Below are 13,095 nucleotides of genomic sequence, written 5' to 3' on the forward strand. Positions count from 1 at the left end.
AAAATTCAAGCGAACTCGTGAGGCTACCCGACCCGCGAGCCATGGCGCAAACCCGGAGGCAGCCGGGCGCCGATCGCATCAATAAAAGGACTTCTTTCATGTCAATGTTCACCGCCGTCGAGATGGCGCCGCGCGACCCGATCCTGGGCCTCAACGAGCAGTTCGCCGCCGACACCAATCCCAACAAGGTCAACCTCGGCGTCGGCGTCTACTACGACGACAACGGCAAGCTCCCACTGCTGCGCTGCGTGCAGGCGGTCGAGGAAGACATGATCAAGGCACCCAAGGCGCGCGGCTACCTGCCCATCGACGGCATCGCCGCATACGACGAAGCGGTCAAAGGCTTGGTCTTCGGCGTCGGCAGCGAGCCTGTCAAGGCCGGCCGCGTCGCCACCATCCAGGGTATCGGCGGCACGGGCGGGCTGAAGGTTGGCGCCGATTTCCTCAAGAGACTCAATCCCAAGGCCAAGGTGCTGATCAGCAACCCGAGCTGGGAGAACCACCGCGCCCTTTTCACCAGCGCCGGCTTCGTCGTCGAGGAGTACCCGTACTACGACGCGTCCAGGCGCGGCATCGATTTCGACGGCATGCTGAGCGCGCTGAACGCCGCGCCGGCGGGAACCATCGTCGTGCTGCATGCCTGCTGCCACAACCCGACGGGCTACGACATCCGCGCCGACCAGTGGGACCAAGTGGTGACGGCGGTCAAGGAAAAGCAGCTGGTCGCCTTCCTAGACATGGCTTACCAGGGCTTCGGCTATGGCATCCAGGAAGACGGCGCGGCGATCGGCAAGTTTGTCGCCGCCGGCCTGAACTTCTTCGTCTCGACGTCGTTCTCCAAGAGTTTCAGCCTTTACGGCGAGCGCGTGGGCGCCCTTTCCGTTCTCTGCGAGAGCAAGGAAGAAGCGGGCCGTGTGCTGAGCCAGCTCAAAATAGCCATCCGCACCAACTACAGCAACCCGCCAACGCATGGCGGCGCCGTGGTTGCAACCGTGCTGGGCACGCCGGAACTGCGCACCCTTTGGGAGAAGGAACTCGGCGAAATGCGCGATCGCATCAAGCTGATGCGCCACAAGCTGGTCGATGGCCTGGCCGCTGCCGGCGTGAAGCAGGACATGCACTTCATCACGGACCAGATCGGCATGTTCAGCTATTCCGGCCTGACCAAGGACCAGATGGTGCGCCTGCGCCAGGAGTTTGGCGTGTACGGCACCGACACCGGCCGCATGTGCGTCGCTGCGCTCAACAGCAAGAACATCGACTACGTCTGCCAGAGCATTTCCAAGGTGCTGTGACATTTCGCCCGGGCGCCACCCGCGCCCGGTTCTGGGCAATTCTGCCCGGAACAATTAGCACATTCGGGCACTCAACTGATATATTGCATTGCAACATCAGTTGACATTCCCATGCTCTACCACCTTTACGAAGCACAGCGCTCCCTCATGGAGCCGTTCGCCGATTTCGCGCAAGCTGCTTCCAAGCTTTATGGCCAAGGCGGTGTCTTCGGCCAAACCCCGTTGGCGCAGCGCATGGCGGCCGGCTACGACCTGCTCTATCGACTGGGCAAGGACTACGAGAAACCGGAATTCGACATCAAGACGGTGCAAGTCGACGGTGACGACGTGGTCATCCAGGAGGTCGTCGAGATCGACAAGCCCTTCTGCCAGCTGCGCCGCTTCAAGCGCTTCACCGACGACCCCAAGACCCTGCAGACGCTCAAGGCCCAGCCCGTGGTCCTGATCGTGGCGCCGCTGTCCGGCCACTACGCCACGCTGCTGCGCGACACGGTTCGCACCATGCTGCAGGACCACAAGGTCTACATCACGGATTGGGTCAATGCCCGCCTCGTGCCGCTGTCGGACGGCGAGTTCCGCCTCGACGACTACGTCAACTACATCGAGGACTTCATTCGCCACCTGCAGAACGAGTACGGCAATTGCCATGTGATCAGCGTCTGCCAGCCGACCGTGCCGGTGCTGGCGGCGGTATCCCTGATGGCGAGCCGTGGCGAGAAGGTGCCTTTGTCGTTGACCATGATGGGCGGCCCCATCGACGCCCGCAAGTCGCCTACCGCAGTCAACAACCTGGCGATGAACAAGAGCTACGAGTGGTTCGAGAACAACGTGATCTACCGCGTTCCGGATGGCTTTCCGGGCGCCGGCCGGCGGGTATACCCCGGCTTCCTGCAGCACACGGGCTTCGTCGCAATGAATCCGGACCGTCATGCAAGCAGCCACTACGACTACTTCAAGGACCTGATCAAGGGCGACGACGCCAGCGCCGAGGCCCATCGCAAGTTCTATGACGAGTACAACGCCGTGCTCGACATGGATGCCGACTACTACCTGGACACCATCCGCACCGTGTTCCAGGAGTTCGACCTCGTCAACGGCACCTGGGAAGTCACAAGTCCCGATGGCACGCGAGAGCTCGTTCGTCCGCAGGATATTCATTCGACCGGTGTGCTCACCGTCGAGGGCGAACTGGACGACATCTCAGGCGCGGGCCAGACGCGCGCCGCGCATGACCTGTGCAGGGGCATCCCGCCTGAACACCAGCGCCATTACGAGGTGAAGGGCGCGGGCCACTACGGCATCTTCAGCGGGCGCCGCTGGCGCGACCAGGTATACCCCGAAGTGAAAGCCTTCATCGCCGCCCACGACAAGCCCCAGAAGCGCGCCGGGCGACCGACCGTGTCTGCAGAAGACACGATCAAGGCCCCCTCAGCCAGGAAGACCAAGGTCGCCGCCGCGGCCAAGAAGCCCGCCGTCGCCCGCAAGTCCGCGCCCGCGCGTCGCGCACGCGGCGCTGCGCGATAGCACGAGGATCGGCCAGTGAACGCGCTGACCCGGCGCATCCTGGACGCGCTGCCGCAGACTCAGTGCACGCGCTGCGGCTATCCCGATTGCGCCGGCTACGCCGCGGCGATCGCGGCAGATGAGGCCGGCATCGATCAATGCCCCCCGGGCGGCGCTGAAGGAGTGGCACGCCTGTCGCGCCTGACCGGCCAGCCCTTGCGACCTATCGACCCGCAGTTCGGCACCGAAGGCGCCCGCATGATGGCTGTCATCGACGAGGCATGGTGCATCGGCTGCACGCTGTGCCTCGATGCCTGCCCGACCGACGCGATCCTGGGCATCCACAAGCGCATGCACACCGTCATCGAGTCCCATTGCACCGGCTGCGAGCTTTGCATCCCCGTCTGCCCGGTGGACTGCATCACGCTCGAAGTGGCGACCCCGGGGAAGCGTGGCTGGCAAGCCTGGTCGCAGGCACAGGCGGACCAGGCGCGCAGCCGCTACGAGGCGCATTGCCGCCGCCGCCAAGGCAAGGAGGACGAGCCGTCTGCGGCCGCGCCCCCCGAGGCCGCTGCGCCCGATCGCAAGCGCGCGATCGTCGAGGCCGCGCTGGCGCGCGCACGTGCTGCCGCGGACTCCCGCACCGACCCCAAAGCACGCCCATGACACCGGATACCCTGGTGGTCTACCTGGTCGCCTCCTTAGCGTTGGCGATCACGCCCGGCCCCACCATGCTGCTGGCGATGTCCAACGGCATCGCCGGCGGCATGCGCCCTGCCGCCTGCGGCGTCGTGGGCGCATCGCTCGGGGCCACCGTCCTGATTGCAGTGGTGGCGTTGGGGCTCGGTTCGCTGCTCGCCGCGTCGGAGTGGCTGTTCAACGCCATGCGCGTTGCCGGCGTCGTGTACCTGGTCTGGCTGGGCGTCAAGATGTGGCGCAGTCAGCCGATCGACATCCATGCGGCGCTCGCCGCAGCGCCGGCCAACGCCCTGAACAGGCGCACCGCTTTCCTGCGCAGCCTCACGGTGGCGCTTTCCAACCCGAAGACCCTGCTCTTCTTCGCCGCATTCCTGCCCCAGTTCATCGACACCGCCGCTCCGCAGGGGCCGCAGTATGCGGTGCTCGGCGCCATCTTCATCGGCATCGACAGCTGCGTCATGCTCGGGTATGCCGCCGCCGGGACGCACGCCGTGCGCTGGCTCTCGCGACGCAGCCTGCGCCTGCTCAACCGCGGCTGCGCCGCAGGCATGTGGCTGCTCGCTGCAACGCTGGCGGTGTGGCGGCGCCCTGCCGCCTGAAGCATCAGGCCGCAGCCAGCGCGCTGAAAGCCGCCACGACTTCGGGTGGCGCCTGGACCAGCTCGATTAGCACCCCCTCGCCCGAGATCGGGAACTCCTCGTTGCCCTTGGGATGCATGAAGCAGATGTCGAAGCCGGCGGCGCCCTTGCGAATCCCGCCCGCCGCGAAGCGCACGCCCTGGCTCGTGAGCCAGCCGACCGCGGCGGGCAGGTCGTCGATCCACAGGCCCACGTGGTTGAGCGGCGTGGTGTGCACGGCGGGCTTCTTGTCGGGGTCCAGCGGCTGCATCAAATCCACCTCGACCTTGAAGTGGCCGCTGCCGATCGCGCAGATGTCCTCGTCGACGTTCTCACGCTCGCTGCTGAAATTGCCGGTGACTTCCAGGCCCAGCATCTCCACCCACAGCGTTCGCAGCCGAGCCTTGTCAGGCCCGCCGATCGCAATCTGCTGAATGCCCATCACCTTGAAGGGGCGCTCTTGTGACGTTGTCATGCAACGGCCTCCATCATGCGAATTCCAGGATCACCTGGTCCACCGCCAGCGACTCGCCCTTTGCCGCCGAGATGCGGCCCACCACGCCGTCCTGCGACGCGAAGAGCACGTTTTCCATCTTCATCGCTTCGATCACCGCAAGCTTTTCGCCGGCCTGCACCTGCTGGCCCGGCTGAACAGCGACTTCCACCAGCAGACCGGGCATCGGTGACATCAGGTACTTGCTGAGGTCCGGCGGCGCCTTGTAAGGCATGAGCTCGAGCAGCTTCGCGCCCAGTGGCGAAAGGACCATCGCCTCGACCTGGCGGCCGTTGTGCGCGATGCGCAAGGCCAGGGGATTCTTGCCAACGCCGCGCTCGACCTGCGCCGTAAAGCCGCGGCCGTTCACATTGCCTTCGACCCGCACGCTGCCCAGCGCCGCCCGGCTTTCGATCTTGTAGGTATTCTCGCCCACCGTCACCGCGCTCGACCCCGTGGGGCCCTGGTAGTCGGTGACCGTTACCGGCCGATGGCCGTGCTCTCCCTTCGCATCCAGCACGACCACCACGAACTGCTCGCCGACCTTGACGCCATGCCCTTCGAGTTGGCCACTGATGCGCGAGGCGCGCGCGCGGTAGCGCCGATGCATGTAGGCCGCCAGCGCAACCAGGAAGTCCGGTTCGTCGTGCGGCACGTCCTCGGCACGGAAGCCCTTGCCATAGTGCTCCGCAATGAAGCCGGTATTGAAAGCCCCGCTCACGAAGCTGGGATGCGCCAGCAGCGCGGCCTGGAACGGAATGTTGCTGCTGATGCCGCGGATCACGAAGCCGTTGAGCGCCTCGCGCATCAGCGCGATCGCGTGCGTGCGGTCGCGCCCGTGCACGATCAGCTTGGCGATCATGGAGTCGTAGAACATCGGGATCTCGCCGCCGTCGTAGACGCCGGTGTCGACACGCACGCCATACAAGTGGTTCGTGTCGGCGGAGAACATCGTCTCCTTCGGCGGCTGGAAGCGCACCAGCCGGCCGGTCGACGGCAAAAAGTTGCGGAACGGGTCCTCAGCGTTGATGCGACACTCGATGGCCCAGCCTTCGCGCTTCACGTCCTTCTGCGCAAGCGGCAACTTCTCGCCGGCGGCAACGCGGATCATGAGTTCGACCAGGTCAAGCCCCGTGATGGCTTCCGTCACGGGATGCTCCACCTGCAGCCGCGTGTTCATTTCAAGGAAGTAGAAGCTCTGGTCCTTGCCGACCACGAACTCCACAGTTCCTGCGCTCTGGTAGTTCACCGCCTTGGCGAGCGCAACCGCCTGCTCGCCCATGGCCTTGCGCGTCGCTTCGCTGATGAAGGGCGACGGCGCCTCCTCGATCACCTTCTGGTGCCGGCGCTGGATCGAGCATTCGCGCTCGTTCAGGTAGATCACGTTGCCGTGCGCGTCGCCCAGCACCTGGATCTCGATGTGACGCGGCTCCTCGACGAACTTCTCGATGAACACGCGGTCGTCGCCGAAGCTGTTGCGGGCCTCGTTGCGGCAGGAGGTGAAGCCTTCGAAGGCGTCCTTGTCGTTGTAGGCCACGCGCAGGCCCTTGCCGCCGCCGCCGGCCGAGGCCTTGATCATCACCGGATAGCCCACGTCCCGCGCAATCTCGACCGCCCGTTCCGCGGTCTCGATCGCGTCGTTCCAGCCGGGGATGGTGTTGACCTTGGCCTCGTTCGCGAGCTTCTTCGAGGCGATCTTGTCGCCCATGGCTGCAATCGAGTAGTGCTTGGGGCCGATGAAGACGATTCCCTCCTCTTCGACCTTCTTGGCGAAGCCTTCGTTTTCGGACAGGAAGCCATAGCCGGGGTGGACCGCCTCGGCGCCGGTCTTCTTGCACGCCGCGATGATGCGATCGGCCTGCAGGTAGCTCTCGCGACTGGGCGAGGCGCCGATGTGCACGGCCTCGTCGGCCAGCTCGACATGGCGTGCATCCTTGTCGGCGTCGGAATAGACGGCCACCGTCAGGATGCCCATCTTTCTCGCCGTCTTGATGACGCGGCAGGCGATTTCTCCGCGGTTGGCGATCAGGATCTTCTTGAACATGTTGTGATCTCCCGTCCTCAGAGCGGAATGTTCCCGTGCTTGCGCCACGGATTGTCTAGCTTCTTTTCGCGCAGCATGACCAGGCTGCGGCAGATGCGCTTGCGCGTCTCGCTGGGCAGGATCACGTCGTCGATGTAGCCGCGTGTGCCGGCCACGTAGGGATTGGCGAATCGGGCCTTGTACTCGGCCTCGCGCGCGGCAAGCTTCTCGGGATCGTTCTTGTCCTCGCGGAAGATGATCTCCACCGCGCCCTTGGCACCCATCACCGCGATCTCGGCGCGCGGCCAGGCCAGGTTGACGTCGCCGCGCAAGTGCTTGGAGGCCATCACGTCGTAGGCGCCGCCATAGGCCTTGCGCGTGATGACAGTGATCTTCGGCACGGTGCACTCGGCATACGCGTAGAGCAGCTTGGCGCCGTGCTTGATGATGCCGCCGTACTCCTGGCTGGTGCCGGGCATGAAGCCGGGCACATCGACGAACGTGACGACCGGGATGTTGAAGGCATCGCAAAAGCGCACGAAGCGCGCCGCCTTGATCGAGGACTTGATGTCCAGGCAGCCGGCCAACACCAGTGGCTGGTTGGCGACGATGCCTACGCTCTGCCCCTCCATGCGCGCAAAGCCGATGACGATGTTCTTCGCATAGTCGGGCTGCAGCTCGAAGAACTCGCCGTCGTCGACCACCTTCGTGATCGCCTCCTTGATGTCGTAGGGCTTGTTCGCGTTTTCGGGCACCAGGGTGTCGAGCGACAGGTCGGCGCGATCGGCCGGATCGCCGCTGGACCGCACGGGCGGCTTCTCGCGGTTGTTGAGCGGCAGGTAGTTGTAGAGGCGGCGCAGCATCATCAGCGCCTCCACGTCGTTCTCGAAGGCCATGTCGGCCACGCCGCTCTTGGTGGTGTGCGTGGCGGCACCGCCCAGTTCCTCGGCCGTGACGTCCTCGTGCGTCACTGTCTTCACCACTTCCGGCCCGGTGACGAACATGTAGGAGCTGTCGCGCACCATGAAGATGAAATCGGTCATGGCTGGCGAGTAGACGGCGCCGCCGGCGCAGGGGCCCATGATCATGCTGATTTGCGGTACCACACCCGAAGCCATCACGTTGCGCTGGAACACCTCTGCGTAGCCGCCGAGCGAGGCCACGCCCTCCTGGATGCGCGCGCCGCCCGAGTCGTTGAGGCCGATGACGGGCGCGCCCACCTTCATCGCCTGATCCATCACCTTGCAGATCTTCTCTGCATGGGCTTCGCTGAGCGCGCCGCCGAAGACGGTGAAGTCCTGGCTGAAGACGAACACCAGCCGGCCGTTGATCATGCCGTAGCCGGTGACCACGCCGTCGCCCGGAATCTTCGTCTCGGCCATGCCGAAGTCGCTGGACCGGTGCTCGACGAACATGTCCCATTCCTCGAAGGTGTTGTCGTCGAGCAGCAGCTCGATGCGCTCGCGCGCCGTCAGCTTGCCCTTGGCATGCTGCGCGTCGATGCGCTTCTGGCCGCCGCCGAGCCGCGCCTGGGCGCGCCGCTTTTCGAGTTGTTCGAGGATCTCTTTCATGGTCCTGTTCCGGAAGTGGTGTTGATGTGTTCTTCGAGGGGCTGGGCCGCGCCTGCCTGCGCAACTTGCGCCGCGAGCAGGTTGCGTGCCGCGGTCGAGGCCGGCAGCGCGCCGGCTGCCACCTGGGCCACGGTCTTCGGAAGCAGCTCCCGCACTTTCGGGTGCTGGCGGAAGGCCTGCTTGAGGCCCGCGTCGATGCGTTCCCACATCCACGCGAGTGCCTGTTTCTCGCGCCGCGCGGCAAGCTTGCCGGTCGCGGCCTGCAGGGTCTTGAACTGCAGCACGGTGTCCCAGAAGGCGTCGACGCCGGTACCCAGCAAGGCGCTCGATTGAATGACCCTGGGCTGCCACTGGCGCAACGCCGCATCGGCGCCGTGCACGACGTGCGCATGCACCGGGTTCCCGTGATGACCGAAGAGCCGCAGCGCGGAGGTGATCTGGGCCTGCGCGCGCGTCGCCGCGTCGGGATCGATATCGGCCTTGTTGATGACCACCAGGTCGGCCAGCTCCATCACGCCCTTCTTGATGGCCTGCAGGTCATCGCCGGCATTGGGGAGCTGCAGCAGCACGAACATGTCGGTCATGCCCGAGACCGCGGTCTCACTCTGGCCGACGCCGACGGTCTCGACGATCACGATGTCGTAGCCGGCGGCCTCGCAGACCAGCATGGCCTCGCGCGTCTTTTCGGCCACCCCGCCCAGCGTACCGCTCGACGGGCTGGGGCGGATGTAGGCACGCTCGTGCACCGAAAGCTTTTCCATGCGCGTCTTGTCGCCGAGGATCGAGCCGCCGGAGACGGTGGACGACGGGTCGATGGTAAGGACCGCCACGCGATGGCCGCGTTCGATCAGGTACAACCCGAGCGTCTCGATGAAGGTGGACTTCCCGACGCCCGGCACGCCCGAGATGCCGAGTCGAAAGGATTTGCCGGTGCGCGGCAGCAGCGCCGTCAACAATTGATCGGCTTGCGCGCGATGGTCAGCCCTCGTGGATTCGAGCAGCGTAATGGCTTTCGCGATCGCACGGCGCTGCCGGGGGCCGTCGGCCTCCGCCAGCGCTTCGGCTGTCAACACGCTTGGAGCCGCGGCAGGCATGCTCAAGCCGCGACCGCCACGCGAATCTGCTCCAGCACGTCCTTGGCACTGGCCGGTATCGGCGTGCCTGGCCCGTAGATGCCCTTGACCCCAGCTTCGTACAGGAACTCGTAGTCCTGCCGCGGAATCACGCCGCCGACGAACACGATGATGTCGTCAGCGCCCTGCTTCTTCAGCTCCTCGATGATCGCGGGCACCAGCGTCTTGTGCCCCGCGGCCAGAGTACTCACGCCCACCGCATGCACGTCGTTCTCGATGGCCTGGCGCGCGCATTCCTCGGGGGTCTGGAACAGCGGCCCCATGTCGACGTCGAAGCCCAGGTCGGCGAAAGCCGTGGCGACGACCTTGGCGCCGCGATCGTGGCCATCCTGGCCGAGCTTGGAGATCATCACCCGCGGACGCCGCCCCTGTTCCTCGGCGAACCCCGCAATCTCCTTCTGCAGCGCCTCCCAGCCTTCGGCCGAGTCGTAGGCGGCGGCGTACACGCCGGTCACCTTCTGCGTGTCGGCACGATGGCGTCCGTAAACCTTCTCCAGCGCATCGCTGATCTCGCCCACCGTCGCGCGCAGGCGCACGGCCTCGACGCTCAGCGCGAGCAGATTGCCCGTGCCGCTTTCGGCGGCCGCGGTCATCGCGTCGAGCGCGGCCTGGACCTTGGCGCCGTCACGCTTCTCACGCACCGCCTTGAGCCGCGCGATCTGGCTGTCGCGCACCTTGACGTTGTCGATCTGCAGGATGTCGTGCGTGTCCTCGCTCTGCAGCTTGTACTTGTTGACGCCCACGATCACGTCCTGCCCCGAGTCGATGCGCGCCTGCTTGTCGGCTGCCGCGGCCTCGATCTTGAGCTTGGCCCAGCCGCTGTCCACGGCCTTGGTCATGCCGCCCATCGCCTCGACCTCCTCGATGATGGCCCAGGCCGCATCCGCCATGTCCTGCGTGAGCTTCTCCATCATGTAGCTGCCGGCCCAGGGATCGATCACGTTCGTGATGTGGGTCTCTTCCTGGATGATGAGCTGCGTGTTGCGCGCGATGCGTGCGCTGAATTCGGTGGGCAACGCGATCGCTTCGTCCAGCGCATTGGTGTGCAGGCTCTGGGTGCCGCCGAAGACCGCGGCCATGGCCTCGATGGTGGTGCGCACCACGTTGTTGTACGGGTCCTGCTCCGTCAGGCTCCAGCCCGACGTCTGGCAATGGGTGCGCAGCATCAGGCTCTTCGGGTTCTTGGGATTGAACTCCTTCATGATGCGGCACCAGAGGAGGCGCGCGGCGCGCATCTTGGCGACCTCCAGGTAGAAGTTCATGCCGATGGCCCAGAAGAAGCTCAGGCGCCCGGCAAAGCCGTCGACGTCGAGCCCCTTGGCCAGCGCCGTCTTCACGTACTCCTTGCCGTCCGCCAGCGTAAAGGCCAGTTCCAGCGCCTGGTTGGCGCCGGCCTCCTGCATGTGGTAGCCGCTGATGGAGATGGAGTTGAACTTCGGCATCTTCTCCGCGGTGTACGCAATGATGTCGCCGATGATCCGCATCGAGGGCTCGGGCGGGAAGATGTAGGTGTTGCGGACCATGAACTCCTTGAGGATGTCGTTCTGGATGGTCCCCGAAAGCTGGTCCTGCGCCACGCCCTGCTCCTCGGCCGCGACGATGTAGCCGGCGAGCACGGGCAGCACCGCGCCGTTCATCGTCATCGAGACGCTGACCTTGTCCAGCGGAATCTGGTCGAAAAGGATCTTCATGTCCTCCACGCTGTCGATCGCCACGCCCGCCTTGCCGACGTCGCCGGTCACGCGCGGATGGTCGCTGTCGTAGCCGCGATGCGTCGCCAGGTCGAAGGCCACGCTGACGCCCTGCCCGCCCGCGGCCAGCGCCTTGCGATAGAACGCGTTCGACTCCTCGGCAGTGGAGAAGCCCGCGTACTGGCGGATGGTCCAGGGGCGCACCGCGTACATCGTGGCCTGCGGGCCTCGCAGGTAGGGCTCGAAGCCGGGCAGCGTGTCGGTGTACTTCAGGCCCTTGAGATCAGCCGCGGTGTAGAGCGGCTTCACTGCGATGCCATCGGGCGTGATCCAGTTGAGCGCCTGGACGTCGCCGCCCGGGGCGGACTTGGCTGCAGCCTTGGCCCAGGCTTCTAGGGTCGCGGTCTGGAAGGTCGGTTCGGGTTTGCTGCTCATTGCGCCGGCTCTGCAAGTGTGGAAGGGCATGCCGCGCGGGGCGCGACGATTCGGTGCAAGTCTAACCCATCTGTAATTATTAATTCAAACTTCCGGCGTTGCGGTACATTTCGCGCATGTCCGCCCTTACCCTCACCCCGCGCGCCCTCTACGAAGAGGTGGCGGAACTGCTGCGCCAACGCATCTTCAACCGCGAACTGGAGCCCGGCAGCTGGATCGACGAACTCAAGCTGGCCGAGGAGTACGGCATCAGCCGCACGCCGCTGCGGGAAGCGCTCAAGGTGTTGGCGGCTGAAGGCCTGGTGACGATGAAGGTGCGGCGGGGCGCCTACGTGACCGAGGTGTCGGAGAAGGACCTGTCGGACGTCTACCACCTGCTCAGCCTGCTCGAGAGCGACGCCGTGCGCGTGGTCGCGGAGCGGGCTTCCAAAGCGCAGCTGGCCGAATTGGAGACCCTGCATGCCGAACTCGAAGCCGCGGCTGCGCCGGGCAAGGTGGACCGAGCCCACTTCTTTGCCATCAACGAACGATTCCACATGCGGATCCTGGCAATGGCCGACAACCGCTGGCGCGACCAGATGGTTGCCGACCTGCGAAAGGTGATGAAGCTCAATCGCCACAACTCGCTGCTCAAGGCCGGGCGCATCGAGGAATCGCTGGCGGAGCACCGGGGGATCATGGCCGCGATCAAGGCCCGCGACGGCGCCAGCGCCATGGCGCGCATGCAGGAGCATTTCCGCAGCGGCCTGGAAGCAGCGAACTGATTCCGCTCAGTCGGCAGGCACGGTGCCGATGTCGGCACTGATCCGCTGCGCGGTTTCCAGCAACTTCGGCGCGATGCGCGCCACCAATGTTTCGCGCGGCAGCAGGTAGGCCGGCCCGCCGCAGCTGCAGGCGTAACGCTCGCCACGCGGCCCGCGCAGCGAGAATCCCAGCGCATGAATGTGCGGGTGCCATTCGCCGAACGAGCTGCAATAGCCCAGCCGCGCATGCTCCTCGAGGCCTGCCATGACGCGCGGCTCCAATGCGGGCCAGTTCTCGCCGCTCGCGATGCGGACCTGATCCAGCAAGTCCGCCTGTTCGGCCGGCGGCAGCGCCGCGAGGTAGGCCCGCCCGGCAGCCGAGGTGGCGATGGACATTCGCGAGCCCACGTCGATGCGCGAGCTGATCATCGCCGAGCGCGGCCGGAGCGAATCGATGATCAGCATGTCGAGCTCGTCGCGCACCCCCAGGTGCACGCTGGCGCCGGCGAACTCCGCCAGTTCCGACAGGTACGGTCGTGCAACCCCGCGCAGATCGAAGTGCCGCAGGTAGCGGTTGCTCATGTCCAGCAGTGCGGGGCCGAGACTGAAGCGCTCGGTGTCCGACGCCTGCCTCAGGTAGCCGCTCGCGACCAGAGTCGCGGCCAGGCGCGACACCGTCGGCTTGGGGATACCGGTCGCATCGGCTAGCTCCCGGTTGCTCAATGGTCCGGCTGCATCGCCGACCACCTTCAGCACTGCCAAGCCGCGCGCCAGGGCACTGACCTCCGCTCCTGCCCCTTGCTCAGCCATTTGATTGCCCATTTTTAAAACGTTGTTTCATTCGTTGACTAATCCAGTCGAGTCGATATTATTTCAAAACAATGTTCCAAAA

At 65.4% G+C, this 13,095-nt stretch carries 11 protein-coding genes; 5 read left to right on the forward strand and 6 right to left on the reverse strand.

The annotated features are described in order from the left end of the window. Positions 1-98: 98 nt before the first annotated feature. From E5CHR_RS20490 to E5CHR_RS20505, 4 genes are all read left to right on the forward strand, one after another. Complete coding sequence (locus E5CHR_RS20490) at positions 99-1,295, forward strand: amino acid aminotransferase (protein WP_162581549.1); 1,197 nt, start codon at positions 99-101, stop codon at positions 1,293-1,295. 111 nt (positions 1,296-1,406) lie between these two features. Continuing rightward, positions 1,407-2,819 (forward strand): polyhydroxyalkanoate depolymerase, encoded by a 1,413-nt coding sequence (locus tag E5CHR_RS20495; protein WP_162581550.1) that lies wholly within the window; start codon positions 1,407-1,409, stop codon positions 2,817-2,819. 15 nt (positions 2,820-2,834) lie between these two features. Next, on the forward strand, positions 2,835-3,464 hold the full coding sequence (locus tag E5CHR_RS20500; protein ID WP_162581551.1) for an RnfABCDGE type electron transport complex subunit B: 630 nt from the start codon (positions 2,835-2,837) through the stop codon (positions 3,462-3,464). Further along, positions 3,461-4,096, forward strand: a complete 636-nt coding sequence (locus tag E5CHR_RS20505; RefSeq protein ID WP_162581552.1) for a LysE family translocator — start codon at positions 3,461-3,463, stop codon at positions 4,094-4,096. Before E5CHR_RS20500 ends, E5CHR_RS20505 begins: the two co-directional genes overlap by 4 nt. Before the next feature lie 4 nt (positions 4,097-4,100). Here the strand turns inward: E5CHR_RS20505 and E5CHR_RS20510 are convergent, their stop codons facing one another. From E5CHR_RS20510 to scpA, 5 genes are read right to left on the reverse strand one after another with little or no spacing between them, the layout of a single operon-like run. Continuing rightward, positions 4,101-4,589, reverse strand: coding sequence for a VOC family protein (locus E5CHR_RS20510; RefSeq protein ID WP_162581553.1), 489 nt, complete (start codon positions 4,587-4,589; stop codon positions 4,101-4,103). A 13-nt stretch (positions 4,590-4,602) separates the two neighbouring features. After that, positions 4,603-6,651, reverse strand: coding sequence for an acetyl-CoA carboxylase biotin carboxylase subunit (locus E5CHR_RS20515; RefSeq protein WP_162581554.1), 2,049 nt, complete (start codon positions 6,649-6,651; stop codon positions 4,603-4,605). A gap of 17 nt (positions 6,652-6,668) precedes the next feature. Then, the gene (locus tag E5CHR_RS20520) at positions 6,669-8,201 is read right to left on the reverse strand and encodes an acyl-CoA carboxylase subunit beta (protein WP_162581555.1); all 1,533 of its coding nucleotides are present in this window, start codon (positions 8,199-8,201) and stop codon (positions 6,669-6,671) included. Continuing rightward, positions 8,198-9,295 carry a methylmalonyl Co-A mutase-associated GTPase MeaB gene (gene meaB / locus E5CHR_RS20525; RefSeq protein WP_162583815.1) on the reverse strand — a complete coding sequence of 366 codons (1,098 nt, stop codon included), beginning with the start codon at positions 9,293-9,295 and terminating at the stop codon, positions 8,198-8,200. The genes E5CHR_RS20520 and meaB overlap by 4 nt, the downstream gene beginning before the upstream one ends. A 2-nt stretch (positions 9,296-9,297) precedes the next feature. Next, a complete protein-coding gene (gene scpA, locus E5CHR_RS20530; RefSeq protein ID WP_162581556.1) occupies positions 9,298-11,460 on the reverse strand; it encodes a methylmalonyl-CoA mutase in 2,163 nt (720 codons plus the stop codon). Between the two features lie 116 nt (positions 11,461-11,576). Between scpA and E5CHR_RS20535 the strand changes: the two genes are divergently transcribed. Further along, the gene (locus E5CHR_RS20535; protein ID WP_162581557.1) at positions 11,577-12,224 is read left to right on the forward strand and encodes a GntR family transcriptional regulator; all 648 of its coding nucleotides are present in this window, start codon (positions 11,577-11,579) and stop codon (positions 12,222-12,224) included. Between the two features lie 6 nt (positions 12,225-12,230). Here E5CHR_RS20535 and E5CHR_RS20540 read toward each other — a convergent pair whose 3' ends face one another. Then, entirely contained in the window at positions 12,231-13,013 is a 783-nt protein-coding gene (locus tag E5CHR_RS20540; RefSeq protein WP_162581558.1) for an IclR family transcriptional regulator, read from the reverse strand. Positions 13,014-13,095 lie beyond the last annotated feature (82 nt).

Origin of the sequence: Variovorax sp. PBS-H4, assembly GCF_901827205.1 — a bacterium.
Classification (GTDB): domain Bacteria; phylum Pseudomonadota; class Gammaproteobacteria; order Burkholderiales; family Burkholderiaceae_C; genus Variovorax.